The sequence below is a fragment of the Streptomyces sp. NPDC101152 genome, assembly GCF_044768275.1.
Taxonomy (GTDB): Bacteria; Actinomycetota; Actinomycetes; order Streptomycetales; family Streptomycetaceae; genus Streptomyces.
This window is the reverse complement of record NZ_JBIWPO010000002.1, coordinates 364,462-389,028: the sequence shown is the minus strand read 5'-3', so window position 1 is coordinate 389,028 and position 24,567 is coordinate 364,462. Positions and strand designations below refer to the sequence as shown.

Here is a 24,567-nt window from a genome sequence, read left to right as displayed (position 1 = left end):
GTACGGCGCGTGACCGCCCCGCGGACCGCTTCGTTGGTGGTGGTGTCCGTGCCAGCCAGGGGCGGGCCCGAAAGAACCACGCGTGGCTTGCTGGAGCGATGAGACGTACGGGTCGTGCCGTGCGTCGTGGGACCTCGCTCCAGGGTCGTGACCGGACGGCAGGGGACAGCAGCCCGGTCACCCAAGTAAACGGTCGGCTCCGGGGACGCCCGGGGCCGACCGGCGGAACCTGCGAAAACGCACAGTCCTGGGTCAAACGGTTGCGGAGGGCGCGTCCATCCAGCACGATGCCTAGACAGCCCCCAAGTCCCACCGCAGACAACCGCATTGCACTGTCCTTGCTCAGTGCCAGAGGTCCAGACCATCAGGGTGCACACAGGACAAGCGGCGCAACCCCCCGGCGCCGCTCCCGGGCACCGGCGCTGCCCTGACGTCGGTGCTGACGGAGAAGGGCCCCGCGGCCTCGAGTCCCGCGGGGCCCTTCGCATGCCGTCGCGTGTCAAGGAGGAGTGCCGGGCACTACGTGCGGCTCACCGTTCCGCAGGAGTGCGACTGGTCGATGGGGCGGCTGCGGTCGTACGGGTCGACCGACGGGCCGGTCGGGGTGGCGCCGGCCGTGGGGGCCTTGGAGGGGAACTGCGGGTGCAGATAGCCGTCGTGGATGTCGCAGGCCGTGTTGCCGCCGTCCTCGTCGTAGCGCACGAGGTTCAGGAGGCCGGGGGTGACCCGGTAGTGCGCGGGGTCGGGGAGTTCGGCGTCGATGACGCGGCGCACGATGGTGCGGGTGACCTCGGTGGAGCCGTCGGTGCGGACGACGGGGTAGACGAAGGTGTAGTCGGCGTGCACCGCCACCCCCGCGAAGTCGCCCTTGTCGAAGGTGATCCGGCCCCGGACCTTGACGACGTTCCCGGCGGGCTTGACCTCCCTGGGGTCGAAGCGGCTGAAGAGGGTCAGCGGGTTGTGTGCCTTGCTCGGCGTGCGCAGGGCCGTGTCGAGGTCGTCGAGCAGCTTCGGCTGCTTCGGGTCGAGGACCGCGAGGGCGGCCTCGGGGCGGGCCCCGGCCAGCACCCGGGGGTCGAGGTTGGCGTCGACCAGCAGCTCCTTCGTCAGCTGGAGGGCGAGGGCCACGCGGTCCTGGGGGATCGAGCCGAGCGCGGTCGCCTTCGGCAGCACGATGCCGGCCTCGCCGTCCGCCCAGCTCTCCGCCGGGGAACCGGCGAACGGGCGGGTGAGCGTGGGGACATGGGGGTCGACCGAGGCGGGCGGGGCGGTGGGCGCCGCCGTCTCCTCAGGCAGGCGTGACGCGTCGGCCGCCGCCGACTTGCGGGTGCCGAAGAGGTCGCCCGGCAGCAACGACGGCTTCATGGCGACCACGGTCACGGCGGCGGCCAGCAGCACGGCGAGCGCCCCACCGATCCGCCGCCCGCGGCGCCCCTTCTCCTGCTGCCAGGCCGGCCCGGTGCGCCAGCCCTCGGGCAACGCCCCCCGGGCCTCCTGGTTGCGCAGCCGCTCGGTGACCATACGGGCCCGCGCGGACGGCTCCTTGGGCGCGGAGCCGTGGATGTCGCGTTCGCTGTCCTTGAGGAACTTCTCCCAGACGTCGTCGGGTATGGAGGGTTCCTCTCCGGATCCGGATCCGGGTCTCGCCTCGTCGGACGGTCTGTCGGCCACGGCGCGGCGCCTCTCTGTGAAACGTGACGGTCTGTCGGGCAGCAGAGCGTACGTGACGCAGCGCACATGAAAAACGTGTCAAGGCGAACACAACCTGTCCCTGCCGTCACTGATCCAACCAGGCGAACCAAGGGCCACACCCGCGCCCCACACGCGGAGCCCTCCACACTGGACTCCCTTGAGGTCTTCCATGAAGCTTCGCCGTGCCATGGGCGTGGCGGCCGCTACGGCCGTCCTGGCACCCCTTGCCCTGCTGTCGGCCCCGGCCGCGTTCGCCACGGGCGACACGCCGGACACGTCGAGCAGCAGCCCGGCGGCACCGGAGAGCACCCCCGCCGCTCCCGAGAGCACCCCCGCGGCGCCGGAGAGCACGCCGGCCGCCCCCGAGAGCACCCCTGCCGCACCGGAAAGCACCCCGGCCGCCCCCAAGACGACTCCCGCGGCGCCCGCGAGCAGCCCGGCCGCCACCCAGAGCAGCGCCCCCGCGTCCCCGTCGCCGAGCCCCAGCGCGAGCACCCCGGGCGGCGCGGAGCTGTGCGTCGACCAGAACGGCGACAGCACCGCCGAACTCAGCGCCGACCTGAAGAGCGGCCTGTCCGGGCTGCCCGACACGATCGTCGCCGGAAGCGGCTGGACGACGTTCTCCTTCAACGTGTCCAACCACGGCGACCACGACATCAAGGACATCAAGCCGCTGATCGGCGTCGCCGCCGTCGGCTGGGAGGACGCGAAGGACTACTCGGGCCAGATCAAGGTCCAGGTCCTCGACAAGTCCTCCGGCACCTGGAAGACGATCGCCGACGCGGCGGGCGAGGGCGGCACGTTCACCGCGTTCTCGCTCGGCGCGGGCAAGTCGGTCTCGTACCAGTTGCGGCTGAGCGTCAGCGGCAAGGTGCCGGCCTCCCTCGGTCTGACCGGCGGCCTCGCCGAGTACTCGGACGACAAGGGCTGCTGGGTCGCCGACGACCCCAAGGGCTGGGTCTACTTCTTCGAGATCCTGGCCGCCGGCTCCCACGCCGGTAAGCCGAACGAGGCCAAGCCGCAGGCCGGTGGCCGCAGGCCGCTGAAGGACGTCACCGACGTGTCCGCCACCGGCAGCCTCGCCGCGACCGGCTCCAGCTCCGCGCTGCCGGTGATCGGCCTGGTCGGCGGTGTCGCGGTCGTCCTCGGTGCCGGCTCGATCGTCGTCGCGCGCCGCCGCAGGGCCGGGTCGGACGCGTAGCCGGAGCTCACCGCAGGAACAGGGAAGGACCCGTGCTCGGAGGGGAGCGCGGGTCCTTCCCTTGTGCGTGCGCGGCTACGGTTTCGGTGGCACCGCCGGCATCCCAAGGAACGGCAGCCTCAGCGCGCCGAACGCCTCCGCCGGGACCGCCGGGCTCTTCGGCTCGACGGGCTGCAGGCGCTCGTACGCCGCTCCCTGCGCCGGACGCGGGTCCGCCTCGCCCTTGTTGGGCCAGTACGACATCGCCCGCTCGGCCTGCGCGGTGATGGTGAGGGACGGGTTGACGCCCAGGTTGGCGGAGACCGCGGCGCCGTCCACGACCGAGATGCCCGGGTGGCCGTACAGGCGGTGGTACGGGTCGATGACGCCGCTCTCGCGGGAGGCGCCGATGGGACAGCCGCCGAGGAAGTGGGCGGTGAGCGGGGTACCCATCAGCTCGCCGACGTTCGACCCGGCGAAGCCGTTGATGTCGGCGGCGATCGCGGACGCGGCCTCGGAAGCGGCCCTGATCTGCTTGGGGTTGGGGGCACCGTGGCCCTGCCGCGCGGTGAGCAGGCCCTTGCCGACGCCGTCCGGTTTCAGGTACGTCGTCAGGGAGTTGTCCAGCGACTGCATCACCAGGCCGATGATGGTCCGCTCCGACCAGCGGCGGTTGGAGAGGGAGCGCAGGACGAGCAGGGGATGCCGGGCGGCACTGCGCAGCCACGCCAGCGCCCGCGACGAGCCCTCCGCGTACGGGACCTGGAGGATCGACAGGCCGCCCATCGAGTTGGAGCCCTTGCCGTAGCGGACCGGCTCGATGTGGGTGTTCTCGTCCGGGTGGATGGAGGACGTGATGGCGACGCCGCGGGTGAAGTCGACCTGCGGTGCGCCCGTCACCTTGCGGTAGCGGCGGCTGTCGGTCTGCGCGCCGACCAGTGCCTCCGAGTTCGTACGGGTCAGCTCGCCCAGCTTGTCGGAGATGTACGGCAGTTGGCCGCCCGCCTTCATACGGTGCAGCAGCGTCTGGGTGCCGTAGGTGCCGGCCGCTACGACGACCTGGCGGGCCTTGAAGGTACGGCCCCGGGCGCTCCGGTCGTCGGTGGGCAGGGTGGCGACCGCGTACCCGCCCTGGGAGTCGTCGGTGATCGACACGACCGTCGTCATGGGGTGGACGACCGCGCCCGCCTTCTCGGCGAGGTAGAGGTAGTTCTCGTTGAGGGTGTTCTTCGCGCCGTGCCGGCAGCCGGTCATGCACTCGCCGCACTCGGTACAGGCGCTGCGGGCCGGACCCACGCCGCCGAAGTAGGGGTCGTCGACCTGCTCGCCGGGCGCGGCCTTGCTGTGGCCCTCGGCGTCCTTGCCGTCGCCGAAGAACACGCCGACCGGCGCCATGTGGAAGGTGTCGCCGACGCCCATCCGCTCGGCCGCCGCCTTCAGGTGGACGTCCGAGGGGGTCATCGTCGGGTTGAGCCGTACCCCGAGCATGCGCCGGGCCTGGTCGTAGTACGGCTTCAGCTCCTCCTGCCAGTCGGTGATGTCACGCCACTGGGGATCGTCGAAGAACTGCTTCGGCGGTACGTAGAGGGTGTTGGCGTAGTTGAGCGAGCCGCCGCCCACGCCCGCTCCCGCCAGCACCATGACGTTGCCCAGCAGATGGATGCGCTGGATGCCGTACATGCCGAGCTTGGGGGCCCAGATGTAGTTCTTCAGGTCCCAGGAGTTCTTGGGGAGGGTTTCCCTGGTGAAGCGACGGCCGGCTTCCAGGACACCTACGCGGTAGCCCTTCTCGGTGAGGCGGAGGGCGGTCACGGAGCCGCCGAAGCCTGAGCCGACGACGATGACGTCGTAGTCGTAGGTGTCCTGTGCCACGTGCTCTCCTCGTTGAGAACGGGTGGTTCTACTTGAACCGGAATGCCTTCATGAGCCTCAGGCTTCGGCTCATGAACTGGGCGTACTTCTCGTCGTCCATCCCCAGCGAGGGGGCCATCGGGAGGAGCCGCTGCTGCGCGACCGTCTGCGCCTCGGTGTACTTGAGGATGCCCTCCGAGCCGTGCCGGCGGCCGAGGCCGGAGTCCTTCATGCCGCCCATGGGGGACTGGACACTGCCGTAGGCGGGGGCGTAGCCCTCGTTGACGTTGACCGTGCCGGTGCGCAGGCGGGCGGCGATCTCCCGGCCGCGGCTGCCGCTCTTCGTCCAGACCGAGGAGTTGAGGCCGTACGGCGTGGAGTTGGCGTGCTCGACGGCCTCGTCGTCGGAGGAGAAGCGGTAGATGGAGACGACCGGGCCGAAGGTCTCCTCGGTGCAGACGGCCATCGGTTCGGTGACGCCGTCGAGGATCGTCGGCTCGAAGAAGTACGGGCCGACGTCCGGACGGGCGACGCCGCCGGCGATGACCTTCGCGCCCTTCGCCACGGCCTCCTCGACATGGCGGGTGACGGTCTCCAGTTGCCGCTCCCCCACCAGCGAGCCCATGTCGGCACCGTAGGCGAGGGAGGTGCCGAGCCGCATCGCCTTGGTGCGGGCGGCGAAGCGCTCCAGGAAGGCGTCGGCGATCGACTCGTGGACGTACAACCGCTCGATGGAGATGCACAGTTGGCCGGCCGAGGAGAAGCAGGCGCGGACCGCGCCCGCGGCGGCCTTCTCGATGTCGGCGTCCTCCAGGACCAGCATGGCGTTCTTGCCGCCGAGTTCCAGGGAGACGCCGACCAGACGGGCGGCGGCGCCCTGGGCGACCTCGCGGCCGGTGCGGGTGGAGCCGGTGAAGGAGACGTAGTCCGCGTGCCGGACCACCTCGGGGCCGACGACCGGGCCCTCGCCGAGCACGACCTGGAAGACGTCGGCGGGCAGCCCCGCCTCGATGAGCAGATCGCGGGCCCACAGGGCGGTGAGGCAGGTCTCGGTGTCCGGCTTCATCACGACGGCGTTGCCCGCGACGAAGGCGGGCAGCGCGTCGCCGACGGAGAGCTCGAGGGGGTAGTTCCAGGGGGCGATCTGGCCGACGACCCCACGCGGGTGGCGCAGCTCGGTGACCTTGGTGAGCGTAGGCACGGCACCCGTGTGCCGCTTCGGCCTCAGATAGGCGGGCGCCTTGCGGCCGTAGTGGCGGGCGGCGACCGCGACGGCCTGCACCTCCTCGTGGGCGTGCAGCCGCGCCTTGCCGGTCTCCAACTGGATGAGGTCGAGCACCTCGGCCTGGCGTTCCAGGACCAGGTCGTGGAAGCGCAGCAGGACGGCCGCGCGCTGCCGTACCGGCGTCGCCGCCCACACGGCCTGCGCCTTGCGGGCCGCCTGGAAGGCCTTCGCCACGTCCTCGGGCGTGGACTCCGGCAGGTCGGCCAGCTTCTCGCCGGTGAACGGCGTGTGGTTGGCGGTGCGTCCGGAGCCGACCACGCCCTTGGTGAGCTGGGCGACCAGCTCCGGGGTGACCACGTCGGAGGCGGTACGGGCGCCCTCGGGCGCGGGGGCGAGGGGGTTCGTGCCGGTCTTGGCCGGGGCTAGCGCGTCCGTCATGGCCGCAGGGTATGCCGGTACCGAAACTTTGGGTACCCGTCGGTAACGCGGCTTCACCGAGTGCGCACACACCGCCAGTGGTCACTGGCAGGGCTTGCGCTGATCAGGGCGTTGGAGGAGGTCCGGGGGCGGTGGTTCGGCCCACTCCGATCCGCAGGCGGTCCCGTGCGCCCTCGAAGACGGCGGTGCCCTGCTTCTCGTCCGGGGTGCCCTGGGGCATCTGCACCTGGAGCCGGTACATGCGGTCGTCGGCGGTGCGGACGACGAGCTGGAGCACCCGGGACGCTCTGCCGTCCGGATCGTAGGTGACGTCGGACAGGGCGGCCTGGTCACCGTGGAAGGTGGTGGCGGTGTACCGGCCCGCGGTGCGCTGGTGCCCCTCCATCCCTTTCATGGTCTTCTTCGCCTCGGTCATCGGGGCGGCGGGGGCCTTCCTCCACTCGGCGAGGCGGACCGCGACGGTGTCGTCGGCGCCGTCTTCGTAGACGCTCAGCCGGGCGGAGCCGGCCTCCTCCGTCCAGTAGATCCGCCGGTACCGCTCGGGCAGATACAGGACGGCGTCCATGTCCGCCTCCCGGTGCGCGGTCCAGGCCGCTGCATCCGGGGTCGCACGGGCCGGAGCCTCGGTGAGCGTGGCGGCTCCCTCGGAGACGCCCGTGCCCCTGCCGGAACCGGTGACGTACGACGTGCCGAACCAGGTCCCGCCGACGAGGAGCACGGCGACCGCGGCGAGGGGGACGGGGCGGACAGGGAGGGCACGCTTCGAGGGGCGCGGACCACCGGCGGCTGCCGGCTCTCCCGGGGCGTCGGACGCGCCCGCCGTGTCCGGCTGGGGTATCGGTTCCAGCCGTAAGGTTCCCTTGTCCTCGGCGGACTCCCGCTGCTCCGCCGTACCCTGAGCCTCCGCCCGCGGAACCGGCCGCCCCTCCGTCACCGCCTCCAGCACCGCCGCGGCCTTTTCCGCGCCGGGCCGCTGCTCGGGATCCTTCGCCAGAAGCCCGGCGATCAACGGCCCGAGCGGGCCGGCCTGGCGTGGCTCGGGCGGATCGGCGGTGACGGCGACGGCCGGCGTCGACTCCACCGCCGTACGCGGGACGGGAGACGCGCCTTCGACGGCCGTGTACAGCAGCGCGCCCAGGGACCAGAGGTCGGCGGCCGGTCCGGCGCCGCGCCCCACGGTGAGGGATTCCTCGCCCTGGACATGGGCGATGCCGAAGTCGGTGAGGACGACGCGGCCGTTCGGGCCGAGCAGGACGTTGGCCGGCTTCACGTCCCGGTGGACGATCCCCACGGCGTGCGCGGCGCGCAGGGCACCGAGGACGGCGAGGCCGATCCGGGCGGCTTCCACGGGGTCGACCGGGCCGCGCCGGAGCACCTCGTGCAGGGACTCGCCCCGGACCAACTCCATGACGATCCACGGGAGTCCGTCCTCGTCCAGGACGACGTCATGGATGGAGACGGCGGAGGGATGGTCGACGCGGGCGGCGGCGCGGGCCTCGCGGTAGAGGCGGTGGGCGGCGCGCCGGTACTGCTCGTCCTCGGGGTCGCCCGGCAGCCGCGGCTGCTTCACGGCGACGTCCCGGTCCACGAGTTCGTCGTGGGCCTGCCACAGGGTGCCCGTACCGCCGGAGCCGATGCGCCCGATCAGCCGGTAGCGCCCGCCGAGCACCCGGCCTCCGCGCGTCTGTTCGCCACCTGCACTCATGTCCCATGAGTACCGTGCGCAACGGCGGGTTGTCGACGCGGGCCCGTCCTACGGCGTGCCCTGGAGCGCGGGCGCGAAGGTGTCGACCGCGACGTCGAAGTACTCCTTCGCCTCCCGCACCTTGCCGACCGGTGCCGACACCCACACGTCGTACATCCGCCCGCCCTCGTCCCAGCACAGGTCGTAGGTGTGCCGGGGGCCCTCCGCCGCGCTGAATCCGTTCCAGGTGAACTCCCAGAGGGCGGCGGGGTGTCCGGCGTGCTGGGACGCCGTGACCTGGCCGTCGTGGTAACCGGGATTGGTGTCGGGCCCGTTGACCGCCGAGTTCTTCATGACCGCGAGCGGGCCGCCCGCGGCCGGGTCGGCGACCTTGATGCCGAGGCGGAACGTCTCCCCCGGCGACATGTAGAAGATCCGCTCCCCCTGCGGTACCCGCGTGAAGCCCTCCGGCACGGCGAGCGAGAAGCCGCCGGGGTCGTCGGCGACGCGGTAGCCGGAGGGAGCGGAGGGACGGGTCGCGGCCGCACCGGCGCTGGAACTGGGGCTGGGTGTGGGACGGTGGGCGCTCGACGAGGGCGAGGGCGAGGCTGATGCGCTCACCGAGGTCACCGGGCCCGAATCCGCCGGCGTACGGCCCCCCGCATGGTCCTGGTTCATCAGCAGTGCCGCCGCCGAAACCCCCGCGCCCGCCACCGCGGCGACCAGCAGCGCGGCCACCAGCACGCCCCGGGTGGAATGCCGGGTCTCCACCGTGGGCGGCGTCGGGGGCGCCGGGGCGGGCGGTGGCGGTTTGGGCACGTCCCGCTGGGTCGGCGTGTAGAGGGACGGCGACGGGGTGCGGCCCAGGTCGCGGAAGGCCCGCAGCATGTGCTCGGCCTGCGCCGCGCCCAGCCGCCGCTCCGGGTCCCGCTCCAGCAGGCCCCGGACGACGGGCAGCAGCGGCTCGGCCTGTGCGGGCGGGCGGATCTCGTCGAAGACGACGGCGTGCAGGATGCCGCCCAGCGAGTCGCGCCGGAACGGGGACTCGCCGCTGAGCACCGTGCACAGCAGCGCGCCCAGCGACCACAGGTCGGACTCCGGGCCGGTCGCCACCCCCGACATCCGCTCCGGCGCCGTGTACTCGGGCGAGCCGACGAACGAGCCGGTCTCGGTGAGGGTGGTGGCCCCCGCGACCTGCGCGATGCCGAAGTCGGTGAGCACGACCCGGTCCGAGTCGGACTCGACCAGGACGTTGGCGGGCTTGATGTCCCGGTGCAGCACCCCGGCCGCGTGTGCCGTGCGCAGCGCGCTCAAAAGGCCGATGCCGATCCGCGCGGCCTCGTCGGCGTCGACCGGGCCGTGCGCGGCGATCCGGTCGGCGAGCGAGCCGCCGTCGATCAACTCCATGACGATGTAAGGGCGTTCATCGTCCTCGACCACGTCGTGCACGACGATGATGTGCGGATGCCGCAGTTGGGCCACCGCACGGGCCTCGCGCAGGGTGCGGTCGCGCCGCTGCCGGGCCTCCTCCTCGGACAGGGTGTCGTCGAAGGGGAGTTCCTTGACCGCCACCTGCCGGCCGAGCAGTTCGTCGGTCGCCCGCCACACCACGCCCATGCCGCCGCGCCCGATCCGCGTCTCGAGCCGATACCGGCCCGCCACGACACGGACGCCTTCCCCCTCGGTCCCCATGCGCCCCATCATGCCGCACCGGACGGACCGGCTCCGGGACACCGACCGGCCAACTCCCGCGCGCCGTCTACTGGCCCGCCTTCTCCTGCCAGCCCTGCAGCACCGACTTGAACTGCTTGCTCGTCGTCGCCCAGTCGGCCGCGGGTGCGGACATGTAGATCGCGTACTCGGTGCCGTCCTGCGAGAAGTACGTCTCCTCGATGGCGTGGCGCGGCCCGGCGACGTAGGGCGGGTCCTTCTTCAGCGCGGTCCAGGTGTACTCCCAGACGGAGCCGGGGCGATCGCGGTAGATGTTCTTCACCATCTGGACCTGCTTGTAGTCCACCAGCCGCTGAAGCTGCTTCTCCAGGTTCAACTGGTGCGCGTACGCGTCCCTGAAGTCCGGCGAGGTGTCGATGGCGATGCGGACGAAGTGCTTTCCGCCGTCGGGCGTGTAGTCGACCTGCCTCAGGGGGCCCACGACTTCGTACACCTTCCGCTTCCAGCCCGCGGGCAGGTAGACGCTGAAGCCCCAGGGGTCCTTGTACTGCTTCCAGTTGGCGGAATCGGTACCGTTGGAGCCCTGCGTGGACGTGCCCGTCGGCGTCGGGCTCCCCGAGGCCGAGCTGGTGCCGCCGCCCGAGCTCCGCACCTCGTCCCACTTCTGCAGTGCGAACGCCACACCGTTGGCCAGGATCGCGGCGAGGGCGACGACGAGGACGAAGGCACGCAGCCGCCGGCGCTTGGGCGGGGCGGCGGGAGCGGAACTCGGCCCCAGGCCCGTCGGCCCGATCGCCGTCGCCCCGGTCATCGGCGGGTACGGCGCAGCGGAGCCCGTGGGCGGTGTCGCACCTGTGTGGGTGTGCGAACCGGTGCCCGACCGGGTCTCGTGGCGGATGCCCCCATGTTGGGTGGGCACATACGCCTGCGCCGTCTGCGGCCGACGCCCCTCCGCCGCCTCCGCTAGCATCTGCTCCGCCTCGGCCGCGTCGGGCCGGGCGGCGGGGTCCTTGTGGAGCAGCGCGGCCATGACGGGGCCGAGCGGGCCGGCGTGCTGCGGCTGGGCGGCGTCCTCCTCGACGACCGCCTGCATGGTGGACAGCGGCGAGGTGCGGCGGAACGGCGAGCGGCCCTCCACCGCCGTGTAGAGCGTGGCGCCCAGCGCCCACAGGTCGGAGGCGGGGCCGGGGTCGTGGCCGCGGACGCGTTCGGGGGCGAGGTAGTCGACCGAGCCGACGACCTCGCCGGTGCGGGTGATCGTGGTGTCGCCCTCGATCTGGGCGATGCCGAAGTCGGTGAGCAGGACCCGGCCGTCGTGCCCGATCAGCACGTTGCCGGGCTTCACGTCGCGGTGCAGCACCCCGGCGGAGTGCGCGGCGCGCAGCGCCCGCAGCACCCACAGACCGATCCGCGCGGCCTCGGCGGACTCCAGGCGCCCGTGCTCCTTGACGGCGTCGGCCAGCGAGTAGCCCTCGACGAGCTCCATCACGATCCACGGCCGGCCGTCGTGCTCGAGCACGTCATGCACGGTGACGACCGCGGAGTGGTTGATCCGCGCCGCGGCCCGCGCCTCCGCGCGCGTACGCGCCAGCAACCGCTCTCTGTCGCTCTCGGAGACGTAGAGCGCGGCGGTCAGCTCCTTGATCGCGACGGCCCGGTGCAGCACCTCGTCGTGCGCCCGCCACACACGGCCCATGCCGCCGGTGCCGATGGAGTCGGCGAGCCGGTAGCGGCCCGCGACAAGCTGGCCCTGCATCTGATTCACGTTGCCCCGCAATGGTCTTGACAGGGTCAGACTAAGGACCGCTCCGCCCGCAGGGAACCACGGGGGTGCCAAGGTGACAGCACTGTGACGGTTGTCGCTTCCGCAACGAGGAGTGAACCTTCCGGCGCCCCGCACGTTACGGAACGGTGGATGACGGAGAGTGACCTATTTGGTGGAGCTGTAGGTGCCGTACGCCTGCTCGTACAGCCGGGTCACCTCGTCCCGTTGCGACTCCGGACCGCGCACCTGCACGACGTGGTAACGCCCGTTGATGAGGATCGCCAGGTTGCGCACGTACAGGTCGTGCCCGCCGTCGTCGGTCCAGGTGAACTGTCCCTCGGCCATGACCCGCGTCCCCACGGTGATGGTCCGCAGGCCGGTCGCGGTGGCCCAACTGGAGCTGCGGTACGGCTGCAACTCGTGCTCCTCGTCCCGCTGGTACGCCATCGGGTCGCTGCCGTACGTCCCCGCGCCGTCCCGCCCCGGGACGATGATCAGCTGGTAGTCGCCCTTCGAGTACACCACCTGGTTCCAGGCGTTCCTGCCCGCCCGGCTCCACCCCTGGGCGACGGCGACCTGGAAGCCCTCGGGGTCCTTGCGCAGGGTGAATCCGCTGGCGACGTCGGGGTTGGTGGTCTGGGTGCCGGCCGCTCCGCTCGAGGTGGAGGGGCTGTCCTTCGGCGTGGGCGAGGAGGTCCGCGGGGGCTGCGAAGGGCCGCCGCCGTCCTGCGAGCGGCCGGGCGCCGGGCTGACGTCGCCTGCCGTGCCGGTGCGCTGCCCGCCCGCGGCACCGTCGTGTCCCGCCTTGGGCAGGAACAGCATGGCGTACGCGATCGCGCCGACGAGCAGGAGCAGCACCAACAGCAGCAGGGTGCGGCCCAGTCGACGGGGGGACTGCTCCTGTTCCCTGGCCCGCTTGTGCCGGCCGTGCGTCGCGGGCAGCCCCGCGCGTCGCCTGCGCACGAGTTCCCCGCGCCGGCGCACGATCGGCAGCCGGTTGGGGTCGGCGGGCGGCGCGGCGACGACATGCGTGCCGGCGTCCGGTTCCGGCGCCGACCGCACGAGCGACCGCAGCCAGCCCCTGAGCTCCTCGAACTCCAGCCGCTCGGTGGGGTCCTGGCGCAGCAGCGACTCCACGACCGGCCTCAGCGGCCCGCACTCCTCGGCGAAGGCGGGCGGCTCGGCACACACCAGCTGCACCAGCTCGGCCGTCGACTCCTCGGGGTAGGGCGCGTGCCCCTGTACGGCCCGGAACAGCAGCGCCCCGAGCGCCCACAGGTCGGTGGCGGGACCGATCGGCGCCGCCAACTGCCAGTTCTCGTGCACCGGTCCGGCCTGCTCGGGCGCCCACCGCTCGGTCACGGGCCCCACCACGGCCATCCGCGCCTGCCGAGCCCGCTCGGCCGCGAGCGCGGTGGCGGGGCCGCGTGACGGAGCGGGGGTCCTGGCCGCCAGGTCGCCCCAGTGGGCGGAACCAACGCCGGTTGCGGGCCGATCCGTTGGGGCGGGGGCGTTGAAGCCGGTCTGCGGAGGGATGCCGCCCGGATGCTGGGAGGGGAGGCCGGTCGGAGGGGCGGTGCCCAGGTCGCCCACGGAGGTGCCGGGCTGGTGGCCGCCGTCGCCGGACGGCAGCGCTGCGGGGCCGTCACCGGCACCGGTACGGGGCGAGGCACCGTGCCAAGAGGTGCCGCCCACGCCGTAGGGGTCGGCTATCTGCCCCGGCGGCGTGCCGGGCACGCTCTCGACTCCTTCGCCGGAGGCGTACGGCTGTGCCGTGCCGTTGGTGTGGGAGGCGGGGCCCGCCGTGGATGCCGGGCGGGCTGCGGGCAGGGCCGCCCGGCCGTTCTGCGCCTCCTGGACCCGCGCCGCTGCCCGGGCGCCCGCCCGGTACGCGGCGATCGCGCCGGCGCGCGCGGCCCTGATGTCCCCGCCGCTGTCCGGCGCCTTGGGCACCAGGGCCCCCGACCCACCGCTCCCGCCGCCCGCGTCCGCCTCCGCGCCGGGCTGGCCCGCGGCCGTACGCGCCCGGATGGCGGCACTCCGCGCGGCCACGGGGTCGACGCCGGCGGGCCCACCCTGCGAACCGGGGACGCCCTGCCCCCCATGGCCACCCTGCCCGCCCGGTCCGCCCGGTCCGCCCACCGTACCGCCGCCGCGCCCCACGCTCTCGTCGTCATCCGGCGCCGGTACCGGGTCGTACCCGCACAGCGCCTCCTCCGCCGCGCCGACCGCGAGGCCGGTGAGCATCACGCGGCCGTCGTCGCAGACGAGCACCGTGCGGGCGGTGATGTTGCGGTGGACCCAGCCGTGCGCGTGCAGCACCCGCAGGGCCATGAGGACGTCGGAGGCGACCTCGGCCGCCCGGTACGGGCTGAGCGGGCTCTCGGCGAGCAGCGCGGCCAGCGGGCGCGCGGCCACCAGTTCGCTGACTATCCACAGCGACCCGCCCTCGGCGAACACGTCGAAGACCTGGTCGAGCCGCGGGTGATCGGGTATCCCGGCCGCCGCCTGGGCCGCTTCGACCGCGCGCCGCACGGCGGGATCGGTGGGCCGCCGGGTGCCCCCTCGCGCGGACGGTCGCCGCGCCCCCCGGTCCCAGGAGTCACGCGCAGTGAACCCCTCGGGCAGTCCCTCGGCGTCGAGCACCTCCGCCTCGACGACCTCCGGCAACGGCACCTGACGCACCAGGACTTCCTGACCGCTGTAGGTGTCGAAGGCCCGGGTCTCGGTGAGTTCGTACTCGTCGGAGGGCGGCAACGGCAGGCGGTAGCGGTCGGCGAGCACCCGACCCGCATAGTCGTCCACGTTGCCTCCCTCGGCCGCCCGGTTGGTCAGTTCCGTTCGCCTTGCGCCCCGTTCCGACCGAACACATGCCTGGATGCGTACGGTCCGTAAGCCTTCACGATACGTGCCGGAGGCAACCCGCAAAGACGGGATGCCATATCTGACGCCCCAATAAGGGACCGGCCGCTTTACGACTTCGGCTCGAACGTCCTGGCGAGCGTGTTCCAGGTGTCCTTACGGAGGCCGCTGTCCCAGTTCGCGGCTTTCGCCGTGTACATCAGGGCATACCCGAGATGGCCGTTCACGACGAACCCCCGGTCGACCGTCCGGTACTTGATCCCGCCGTCCGCATAGGTGAACTCCCAGTCGGCGGTGTTCCAGCCGCGGTAGTCCACCTTCGCTATGCGTATCTTCTGGTACTCCGAACGCACCATGTAGCGCTCCTGGTTCGTCCAGTCCGCCACCGGGTCGCCCTTCGGCGTGGACGTCCAGGCGATGAGCAGCTTCTGCCCGTCCGGCCCGGCGAACCGGTCACCCGCCGCACTCGCCGACTGGTACTTCCACCCCTTGGGCAGTCCGATCGAGTACCCCTGAGCGCCCTTGTACGTCGACTCCACCGCACCGTCGCCCCCGGACGAACCGCCCGGCTGCGTCCCGCTGCCCCCGGACGCGCTCGGGCTGTTGCCCGGCGTCCCGTCGCCCGCCGAAGCCCCAGCGGACTGGGCCGAGCCCCCGTCCGCCCTGCTCGCGGCGCCCGTGTCCTCCTTGGTGCGGGCACCGGCGGAAGCGCTCGCGCCGGTCTTTCCGCCGTCGCGCCCGGCGCTCTTGTTCGAGCTGCCGCCGTCACCGCCGAGGGTGAGGGCGAGCACGATCCCGATCACGATGACCGCGAGGACCACCCCGATGATCACCAGCGTCCGCTTCGGCACCACGTCGGTGATCGGCGCCCGGGGCACGGGCCGCGGCGGCAGATCCGGCGGCGTCATCACGGGCCACCCGGAACTCCGACCATTGGCCTGGGAGTTGCTCCCCTGCTGTCCGGAGCTCTTGGACCCCGGGGAAGAGACCGAGGGAGCCGCAGCCGCCGAGGCACCCGCCCCGGACGACGCCGACGACGCGGCAGAGGCAGTCGACGGCGAGGGAACGGACGGCGCCGAAACCGGCTTCCCGGCCGCCGGAGCCGCTGAGGCGCCCGGAACCGCAGGAGATCCCGAACTCTTCGGTGTGCCAGGGGCCTTGGCAGCCCCCGGCGCCGAGGCGGCAGCCGCCGCCCCCGTCCCGGCCGTCCCGTCGCTCACGGTCCCGCCGGCTGCGGAACCCTCGGTCCCCGCACCCGCCGTACCGGTGCCCGGCCTGCTCCGGGACGCGGCTGCCGATCCGGCCGCGGCGCTCGCCGCCACGGCGGCCTTGCGCATGGACCGCAGCGCCCCGCGCAGCTTGTCCCCGGCCTCCTCGCCCCGCTTGCTCCCCGCGCCGCCCGAACTCCCCTTGGCCGTGGGCCGGTCGGGCTGCACCGGGATCGGCACGACCTTGGTCGCGTCGGCCGGCGGCTCCGGGTCGGGCCTGCGCTCGGGCGCGTGGATGATGGCGTTGAGCATCGCCCGCGCACCCGTGTCGTCGAGCCGCTTCGCCGGGTCCTTGGTGAGCAGCCCGTAGATGACGTCCTTGAGCGGCCCCGCGTTCTTCGGCTCCTCCAGCGGCTCCGTCATCACCGCCGTCAGGGTCGCGATCGCCGAGCCCTTGTCGTAGGGCGGCACACCCTCGACCGCCGCGTACAGCAGTCCTCCGAGCGACCACAGGTCGGCCGCGGGGCCGGGCTTGTGCCCGCGGGCCCGCTCCGGGGAGATGTAGGAGGGCGCGCCGACGAGCATGCCGGTCGAGGTGATGGAGGGGTCGCCCTCGACCTGGGCGATGCCGAAGTCCGTGAGCACGACCCGGTCGGTGTCCGACTCCAGCAGCACGTTCGACGGCTTCACGTCACGGTGCAGGATGCCCTCGCGGTGCGCCGAGCGCAGCACGTCGAGGATCGCGAGTCCGACCTCGGCCGCGCGCTTCGGCTCCAGCAGGCCGTCCTCCCGGATGACCTCGGCGAGCGACTTGCCCTCGACGAGCTCCATCACGATCCACGGCCGGTCGTCCTCGTCGACCACGTCGAAGACCGTCACCGCGCTGTTGTTGCGGATCCGCGCGATGGCCTTGGCCTCGCGCAGCGTCCGGGTGATCAGCCGGCGCTTCTCCTCCTCGTCGATGTTCGACGGGAACCGCAGCTCCTTCACGGCGACCGTCCGGCCCAGGGTCTCGTCCTCGGCCCGCCACACCGTGCCCATGCCGCCCCGGCCGAGCACGTCGTGCAGCCGGTAGCGCCCTGCGAGAAGACGCTCGCTCCTGTCCTGACGAGAGTCCTGACGAGTGTCCTGACGAGATGTCCCCGCCCGCTCCGCCTCCGACATGCGTCCCCTCATACAACCCGCCCTGACAGAGCCTCCATTGTCCCTCACCCGACAAGTGCCCGACGCCCAGGGTGCCCCTGGCAGAGGAGCACGCGCCGCACACCGGTTCGACGGCCGCGCACGCCCCCGCGCCCCCGGACAGGCCCCGCACAACTGCCCCTGAGACCCCGCCCAGCAGCCGGACAAGCAACAGAGCGTCTGCAGCGCAGCCCGCTACAGCGGCACGATGTCCGGCGCCCCCAGCCGCGCCGCGTCCGCCGTCAGGTCGTCCGGCTGGCGCTGGGACTCCCGCTCGGCCTCCACCCGCTTCTCGTAGTGCTCGACCTCCCGCTCGATCTGGTCCTTGTCCCAGCCCAGCACCGGCGCCATCAGTTCGGCGGCCTCACGGGCGCTGCGGGTGCCCCGGTCGAAGGTCTCGATGGAGATGCGGGTGCGCCGGGTCATCACGTCGTCCAGGTGCCGGGCCCCCTCGTGCGAGGCTGCGTACACGATCTCGGCGCGCAGGTAGTCGTCGGCGGCCGGCATCGGCTCGCCGAGCGAGGCGTCGGTGGCGATCAGATCCAGGATCTCCTCGGCCAGCGAGCCGTAGCGGTTCAGCAGGTGCTCCACGCGCACCACGTGTATGCCGGTCCGGGCCGCGATCCGCGCCCGAGCGTTCCACAGCGCCCGGTAGCCCTCGGCACCGAGCAGCGGCACGTCCTCCGTCACGCACTCGGCGACCCGCATGTCGAGCCCGTGCACGGCCTCGTCCACGGCGTCCTTGGCCATCACCCGGTACGTCGTGTACTTGCCGCCCGCCACGACCACCAGCCCCGGCACCGGGTGCGCCACGGTGTGCTCGCGCGACAGCTTGCTGGTGGCATCGGACTCGCCGGCCAGCAGCGGGCGCAGCCCCGCGTACACGCCCTGCACGTCGTCGCGGGTGAGCGGCACCGCGAGCACGGAGTTCACGTGCTCCAGCAGATAGTCGATGTCGGCGCTGGAGGCGGCCGGGTGCGCCTTGTCGAGGTCCCAGTCGGTGTCGGTCGTCCCGACGATCCAGTGCCGGCCCCAGGGGATGACGAAGAGGACGGACTTCTCGGTGCGCAGGATGAGCCCGGTCGAGGAGTTGATGCGGTCCTTCGGTACGACCAGGTGGATGCCCTTGGAGGCCCGGACGTGGAACTGCCCGCGCTCCCCGACCATCGCCTGGGTGTCGTCGGTCCACACGCCGGTCGCGTTGACGACCTGTTTGGCGCGGATCTCGTACTCGCCGCCGCCCTCGACATCCTGCACGCGCGCGCCCACGACCCGCTCGCCCTCACGCAGGAAGCCCGTCACCCGGGCCCGGTTGGCGCACTTCGCGCCGTAGGCGGCGGTCGTGCGCACCAGCGTGGCCACATAACGGGCGTCGTCCATCTGGGCGTCGTAGTACTGCAGGGCGCCGACCAGCGCGTCCTTCTTCAAGGCGGGGGCCACGCGCAGGGCGTGACGGCGGGTCAGGTGACGGTGGGTCGGCAGGCCGCGCCCGTGGCCGCGGGCCATCGACATGGCGTCGTAGAGCGCGACGCCCGAACCGGCGTACAGCCGCTCCCAGCCCTGGTGCTGCAGCGGGTACAGGAAGGGCACCGGCTTCACGAGATGCGGGGCCAGCCGCTCCAGCAGCAACCCGCGCTCCTTGAGCGCCTCCCGTACGAGGGCGAAGTCCAGCATCTCCAGATAGCGCAGTCCGCCGTGGATCAGCTTGCTGGACCTGCTGGAGGTGCCCGACGCCCAGTCACGCGCCTCGACGAGGCCGACAGACAGGCCACGGGTCACGGCGTCGAGGGCGGTGCCCGCGCCCACCACACCGCCGCCCACCACCAGGATGTCCAGTTCGCGCTCGGCCATCGCCGCCAGTGACTCGGCGCGCTGCACCGGCCCTAGTGTCGCTGTCCTCACTGCTGCCTCCCGCTATCGATAGCGCCGGCCGCACCCGTCGGGCGAAGCCCGTGTCGTACCCCCCATGCCCAAATTCTGACCGTCTTGCCCGACTTCAGCCACCACGGCTCCCCACCCTGTGGACAACTTTCCCGGGACTCCCGGAAAACACAGGCGGCCAATCCCGCATAACGGTCATATTTACTCCTAGTCTGACATTGCACTCGCCCATCCTGTCCACCGGGCTTGCGCACCTGCCCCGCTTCCGCTATTGGGAAGGACGGCCCACGCCATGCCCGCAGATCTCGCCGTCATCGGACTCGGCCCGTTCGGCCTGCCCCTGGCCCAGGCCGCCGTCGCGGCCGGCATCCCCACGCTCGGTTACCGCACCGGGCCGGAGCCCGGTTCGCTCAGCCCCGCCGAACTGCGCCGGATGCTCTCGGGGGGCTTCCGGCACGCCACCAGCCCCGCCGAGCTGGGCCGCGTCCGCACCGCCGTCATCTGCGTGCCCACCCCGCCCGTCCCGGACGGCGGCCTGGACCTCACCCAGGTCGAGTCGGCGGCCCGCACCCTGGCCACACACCTGCGTCCGCACACCACGGTCATCCTCGAATCGCCCGTCCCGCCGGGAACCACCGAGACCCTGCTCCGCCCGATCCTCGAAGAGGGCTCCCGGCTCCACGCGGGCCGCGACTTCCACCTGGCCTACTCCCCCAGTCGGGTGGACCCGGGCAACCGTGAGGTAACGCCCGCCACCACCCCCAAGGTCATCGGCGGCCTCACCCCCGCCTGCACCGAGTCGGCCGCCGCCTTCTACGGCCGCCTCACCGACAAGGTGGTACGCGCGCGTGGCCTGCGCGAGGCGGAGACCGTCCAGCTCCTGGAGACGAATTTCCGGCACGTCAACATCGCCCTGGTCAACGAGATGGCCGTCCTCTGCCACGACCTCGGCGTCGACCTCTGGGACGTCATCCGCTGCGCCGAGACCAAACCGTTCGGCTTCCACGCCTTCCGCCCCGGCCCCGGCGTCGGCGGCCACACCGTCCCCCAGGACCTGACCGTCCCGGCCGGCCGCACCCTGCGCATGGTCGAACTCGCCCGGCAGGTCAACAGCCAGATGCCCCGCTACGTCGTCCAGCGCGCGGCCACGCTCCTGAACGAACACGGCAAGTCGGCGCGCGGCGCCCGCGTCCTCCTCCTCGGCGTCACCTACAAGCCCGACCTCGCCGACCAACAGGCCACCCCCGCACGCGAGATCGCCGTCCGCCTGATGGGACTCGGCGCCTCCGTCAGCTACCACGACCCCCACGTCCCGTCCTGGAACGTCCTCGACCGCCCGGTCCCACGCGCCGACTCCCTCTACGAGGCGGCAGCCGACGCGGACCTCACCATCCTGCTCCAGCACCACCGCACGTACGACCTCCAGGGCCTGTCGGTGAAGGCGCAACTACTCCTGGACACACGGGGGGCGACACCGACGGGGGCGGCGCACCGGTTGTGAAGGGGCGCGCGCGGATGCGACGGACTCCGGGGCTGGTGGCATGGGGGGCGCGGCGCGGGTACCGTACATGGCAGGTGGGGCCCACCGCAGGGGCTTCTGCGGCAGACTCCAGGATGGTTCACGGAGTGTCCGCCCCTAGTCGCTATGGGGGCGTCCGCTCACCACCGAAAAGGTGGAGCCCGCCGCAGCAGGCACTGCGGCAGACTCCAGGATGGTTCACGGAGTGTCCGCCCCTAGGTTGCGTGGGGGCGGCCGCTCACCATCCGAAAATCCGCAAGATCCACCTCCTCCGGCACTTCACCCACAGACGGATCCGATCCCAGCGAGTGGGCTTGCGGTGACGTCCCATGGGCGCCCCCTTCCACGACACCGCCCAGTAGCCCGGTGAGACGGTCCGTCGGAAATCGGGCCGGGCCCCGAGGAGCGGGGTCCGGAACCAAGTCCTTGGAAGGGGGCGCTCCAGCAACTTGGGGCGCCGATACGGACGTTATCGTCCTCGACCCGGCTGACCAGCCCGTATCTGCCCCGAACGCAACCGCACGCCCCCACGCCACCCCACGCGGCCCGCGCAAGCCCCAGGCACACGGAAGGGGGCCGGTCACCCGTCAGGTGACCGGCCCCCTTCCCGCCGTAAGCCCTACCGCTACCGCTTGTGCTGCGAGTCCGCCACCGTCACCTCGACGCGCTGGAACTCCTTCAGCTCGCTGTAGCCGGTCGTGGCCATCGCGCGGCGCAGCGCGCCGAAGAAGTTCATCGAGCCGTCGGGGGTGTGCGAGGGGCCCGTCAGGACCTCCTCGATCGTGCCGACCGTGCCGAGGTCGACCTTCTTGCCGCGCGGCAGCTCCTCGTTGACTGCCTCCATGCCCCAGTGGTGGCCGCGGCCCGGGGCGTCGGTCGCGCGGGCGAGCGGGGAGCCCATCATCACCGAGTCGGCGCCGCAGGCGATCGCCTTCGGGAGGTCGCCGGACCAGCCCACACCGCCGTCGGCGATGACGTGCACGTACCGGCCGCCGGACTCGTCCATGTAGTCCCGGCGGGCCGCCGCCACGTCCGCGACCGCGGTCGCCATGGGGACCTGGATGCCCAGGACGTTGCGCGTGGTGTGCGCCGCGCCGCCGCCGAAACCGACCAGCACGCCCGCCGCGCCGGTGCGCATCAGGTGCAGGGCCGCCGTGTACGTGGCGCAGCCGCCGACGATCACCGGGACGTCGAGCTCGTAGATGAACTGCTTCAGGTTCAGCGGCTCGTGCGAGCCGGAGACGTGCTCCGCGGAGACCGTCGTCCCGCGGATGACGAAGATGTCGACGCCCGCGTCCACGACCGCCTTGGAGAACTGGGCCGTGCGCTGAGGGGAGAGCGCGGCGGCCGTGACCACGCCGGAGTCGCGCACCTCCTTGATGCGCGCGCCGATCAGCTCCTCCTTGATGGGGGCGGAGTAGATCTCCTGGAGGCGGCGGGTGGCGGTGTCCGCGTCCAGCTCGACGATCTCGTCGAGGAGGGGCTGCGGGTCCTCGTACCGCGTCCACAGGCCTTCGAGGTTCAGCACGCCCAGGCCGCCGAGCTCGCCGATGCGGATCGCGGTGGCCGGGGAGACGACCGAGTCCATGGGGGCGGCCAGGAACGGCAGCTCGAAGCGGTAGGCGTCGATCTGCCAGGCGATCGAGACCTCCTTCGGGTCCCGCGTACGGCGGCTGGGGACGACGGCGATGTCGTCGAAGGCGTACGCCCGGCGGCCGCGCTTGCCGCGCCCGATCTCGATCTCAGTCACGTCTGTGGCCTTTCCCTGATGCGTTTCAGCGTCTCCCAGTATCGCCGACGGGTACGACAAGGGCGGCCCCGGATGCTCCCGGGACCGCCCTCGGTGACGCCTGCCGCCTACTTGCTGCTGTAGTTCGGCGCCTCGACCGTCATCTGGATGTCGTGCGGGTGGCTCTCCTTGAGCCCCGCCGAGGTGATCCGCACGAAGCGGCCCTTGGACTCCATCTCCTCGATGGTGGCCGCGCCCACGTAGCCCATGGTCTGGCGCAGACCGCCGACGAGCTGGTGCAGGACACTGGACAGCGGGCCGCGGTAGGGCACCTGACCCTCGATGCCCTCGGGCACGAGCTTGTCGTCGGAGGCGACCTCCGCCTGGAAGTAGCGGTCCTTCGAGTACGACTTGCCCTGGCCGCGGGACTGCATGGCGCCGAGCGAGCCCATGCCCCGGTACGACTTGAACTGCTTTCCGTTGATGAACTGCAGCTCGCCGGGCGACTCCTCGCAGCCCGCGAGCAGCGAGCCCAGCATCACCGTGTCGGCGCCGGCCGCGAGGGCCTTGCCGATGTCGCCGGAGTACTGCAGGCCGCCGTCGCCGATCAGCGGGATGCCGGCCGGGCGGGCGGCGAGGGACGCCTCGTAGATGGCGGTGACCTGCGGGACGCCGATGCCGGCGACGACACGGGTCGTACAGATGGAGCCGGGACCGACGCCGACCTTGATGCCGTCGACGCCGGCGTCGATCAGCGCCTGGGCGCCGTCGCGGGTGGCGACGTTGCCGCCGATCACGTCGACGCTCACGCTGGACTTGATCTTCGACATCCAGCTGAGCGCGTTGCTGTTGTGGCCGTGCGAGGTGTCGACGACCAGGAAGTCCACGCCTGCCTCGGCGAGCGCCTGGGCCCGCTCCAGGGCCTCGGGGCTCGCGCCGACGGCGGCGCCGACGAGCAGGCGGCCCTCGGAGTCCTTGGCGGCGTTCGGGTACTTCTCGGCCTTGACGAAGTCCTTGACGGTGATCAGGCCCTTGAGGACGCCCGCCTCGTCGACCAGCGGAAGCTTCTCGATCTTGTGGCGGCGCAGCAGCTCCATGGCGTCCACACCGGAGATGCCGACCTTGCCGGTGACCAGCGGCATCGGCGTCATGACCTCGCGCACCTGACGGCTGCGGTCGGACTCGAAGGCCATGTCACGGTTGGTGACGATGCCGAGGAGCTTGCCGGCCGGGTCGGTGACGGGGACACCGCTGATGCGGAACTTCGCGCACAGCGCGTCCGCGTCGGCGAGGGTGGCCTCCGGATGCACCGTGATGGGGTCGGTGACCATGCCGGACTCGGACCGCTTGACCAGGTCCACCTGGTTGACCTGGTCCTCGATGGAGAGGTTGCGGTGCAGCACGCCGACGCCGCCGAGCCGGGCCATCGCGATGGCCATGCGGGACTCGGTCACCTTGTCCATGGCCGCCGAGAGCAGCGGGATGTTGACCCGGACGTTGCGGGAGATGCGGGACGAGGTGTCGACCGCGTTGGGGAGGACCTCGGAGGCTCCCGGCAGCAGCAGCACGTCGTCGTAGGTCAGCCCGAGTGTCGCGAATTTACCGGGCACTCCGTCGACGTTTGCAGTCATGACACCTTCCCCAAATGGCCTTGATCGGTGCGGATGTCCATGCTAACGGGAAGCAGGGGCGCCGAATTCCACGGTTCCGCGTGACCTCCGGCTTCGTATGTTCGTACGGAATACCGGGGCGGCCTGTTCAAGCAAGGCGCACCTTCGGAAAGGACGCCGACCGCCCTGGACCTACTGTTCCGCCAGCGCCCTGAGCCGGCTCAGGGCCCGGTGCTGCGCCACCCGGACCGCGCCGGGTGACATTCCCAACATCTGGCCGGTCTCCTCGGCCGTGAGCCCCACCGCGATGCGCAGCAGCAACAGCTCCCGCTGGTTCTCCGGCAGGTTGGCCAGCAGTTTCTTGGCCCATTCGGCGTCGCTGCTGAGCAGCGCGCGCTCCTCCGGGCCCAGCGAGTCGTCCGGCCGCTCCGGCATCTCGTCGGAGGGGACCGCCGTCGAGCCCGGGTGCCGCATCGCCGCCCGCTGCAGGTCGGCGACCTTGTGCGCGGCGATGGCGAAGACGAACGCCTCGAAGGGGCGGCCGGTGTCCCGGTAGCGCGGGAGCGCGAGGAGGACGGCGACGCAGACCTCCTGGGCGAGGTCCTCCACGAAGTGCCGGGCGTCGCCCGGCAGCCGCGACAGACGGGTGCGGCAGTACCGCAGCGCCAAGGGGTGGACATGGGCGAGCAGGTCGTGCGTGGCCTGCTCGTCCCCGTCGACGGCGCGATGGACGAGTGCACCGATCGCCCCTGCGGCGCCTGCCGCCTCGTCGTCGCGCATCGGTCCATGGTGCCTTGCGGCCGTGCGGTCCGTGGCACCGCGTCCGATGTTGTGCACCGAAGCGTTATGAGCAGGTGCGCCGGCACTCATCCCCTGCGCCCTCCCCTTCCGCTCGACCGACTCGTCCCCGAGAGACTCCACATCTTCAAGGATGCGGCATCCGCGCCGAAACGAGCAGCGGGTACCGAGGGGACCGCTTGACGGACGTCGCGACCGCGCCCCGAAGGGGCGCGGGGCGAGACACTGTGCGGCTCCGCCGTGTGGGCGCGACCAGCCAATACGACCCCGCA

At 72.1% G+C, this 24,567-nt stretch carries 14 protein-coding genes; 2 read left to right on the top strand and 12 right to left on the bottom strand.

Annotated features, from left to right (window positions below):
• Positions 1-519 precede the first annotated feature (519 nt).
• Positions 520-1,671: a hypothetical protein gene (locus tag ACIRVK_RS04410; protein WP_404243798.1), complete on the bottom strand. Its 1,152-nt coding sequence runs from the start codon at positions 1,669-1,671 to the stop codon at positions 520-522.
• Positions 1,672-1,861: 190 nt separating this feature from the next.
• On the opposite strand from ACIRVK_RS04410, the gene ACIRVK_RS04405 reads away from it, so the two are divergent.
• Positions 1,862-2,893, top strand: coding sequence for a hypothetical protein (locus ACIRVK_RS04405; protein ID WP_404243796.1), 1,032 nt, complete (start codon positions 1,862-1,864; stop codon positions 2,891-2,893).
• A 75-nt stretch (positions 2,894-2,968) separates the two neighbouring features.
• On the opposite strand, the gene ACIRVK_RS04400 is transcribed toward ACIRVK_RS04405, so the two are convergent.
• The 8 genes from ACIRVK_RS04400 to ACIRVK_RS04365 form a co-directional block, all read right to left on the bottom strand.
• Positions 2,969-4,744, bottom strand: a complete 1,776-nt coding sequence (locus ACIRVK_RS04400) for a GMC family oxidoreductase N-terminal domain-containing protein (protein WP_404243794.1) — start codon at positions 4,742-4,744, stop codon at positions 2,969-2,971.
• Positions 4,745-4,772: 28 nt separating this feature from the next.
• The gene (locus ACIRVK_RS04395) at positions 4,773-6,386 is read right to left on the bottom strand and encodes a succinic semialdehyde dehydrogenase (RefSeq protein ID WP_404243792.1); all 1,614 of its coding nucleotides are present in this window, start codon (positions 6,384-6,386) and stop codon (positions 4,773-4,775) included.
• 103 nt (positions 6,387-6,489) lie between these two features.
• Positions 6,490-8,091: a protein kinase gene (locus ACIRVK_RS04390; RefSeq protein ID WP_404243790.1), complete on the bottom strand. Its 1,602-nt coding sequence runs from the start codon at positions 8,089-8,091 to the stop codon at positions 6,490-6,492.
• A 48-nt stretch (positions 8,092-8,139) separates the two neighbouring features.
• The gene (locus tag ACIRVK_RS04385; RefSeq protein ID WP_404243788.1) at positions 8,140-9,762 is read right to left on the bottom strand and encodes a serine/threonine-protein kinase; all 1,623 of its coding nucleotides are present in this window, start codon (positions 9,760-9,762) and stop codon (positions 8,140-8,142) included.
• A 67-nt stretch (positions 9,763-9,829) separates the two neighbouring features.
• The gene (locus ACIRVK_RS04380; RefSeq protein ID WP_404243786.1) at positions 9,830-11,497 is read right to left on the bottom strand and encodes a protein kinase; all 1,668 of its coding nucleotides are present in this window, start codon (positions 11,495-11,497) and stop codon (positions 9,830-9,832) included.
• A 174-nt stretch (positions 11,498-11,671) separates the two neighbouring features.
• Positions 11,672-14,311 (bottom strand): protein kinase, encoded by a 2,640-nt coding sequence (locus ACIRVK_RS04375; RefSeq protein WP_404243784.1) that lies wholly within the window; start codon positions 14,309-14,311, stop codon positions 11,672-11,674.
• A gap of 167 nt (positions 14,312-14,478) precedes the next feature.
• Positions 14,479-16,740 (bottom strand): protein kinase, encoded by a 2,262-nt coding sequence (locus ACIRVK_RS04370; RefSeq protein ID WP_404243782.1) that lies wholly within the window; start codon positions 16,738-16,740, stop codon positions 14,479-14,481.
• Positions 16,741-16,953: 213 nt separating this feature from the next.
• On the bottom strand, positions 16,954-18,660 hold the full coding sequence (locus tag ACIRVK_RS04365; protein WP_404243780.1) for a glycerol-3-phosphate dehydrogenase/oxidase: 1,707 nt from the start codon (positions 18,658-18,660) through the stop codon (positions 16,954-16,956).
• A gap of 271 nt (positions 18,661-18,931) precedes the next feature.
• On the opposite strand from ACIRVK_RS04365, the gene ACIRVK_RS04360 reads away from it, so the two are divergent.
• Positions 18,932-20,140, top strand: a complete 1,209-nt coding sequence (locus ACIRVK_RS04360; protein ID WP_404243778.1) for a nucleotide sugar dehydrogenase — start codon at positions 18,932-18,934, stop codon at positions 20,138-20,140.
• A gap of 643 nt (positions 20,141-20,783) precedes the next feature.
• Here ACIRVK_RS04360 and ACIRVK_RS04355 read toward each other — a convergent pair.
• The 3 genes from ACIRVK_RS04355 to ACIRVK_RS04345 form a co-directional block, all read right to left on the bottom strand.
• Positions 20,784-21,908 carry a GuaB3 family IMP dehydrogenase-related protein gene (locus tag ACIRVK_RS04355; RefSeq protein WP_404243776.1) on the bottom strand — a complete coding sequence of 375 codons (1,125 nt, stop codon included), beginning with the start codon at positions 21,906-21,908 and terminating at the stop codon, positions 20,784-20,786.
• A 107-nt stretch (positions 21,909-22,015) separates the two neighbouring features.
• Positions 22,016-23,518, bottom strand: a complete 1,503-nt coding sequence (gene guaB, locus ACIRVK_RS04350) for an IMP dehydrogenase (protein WP_404243774.1) — start codon at positions 23,516-23,518, stop codon at positions 22,016-22,018.
• A gap of 171 nt (positions 23,519-23,689) precedes the next feature.
• A complete protein-coding gene (locus ACIRVK_RS04345; RefSeq protein ID WP_356342397.1) occupies positions 23,690-24,277 on the bottom strand; it encodes a sigma-70 family RNA polymerase sigma factor in 588 nt (195 codons plus the stop codon).
• Positions 24,278-24,567: the final 290 nt, after the last annotated feature.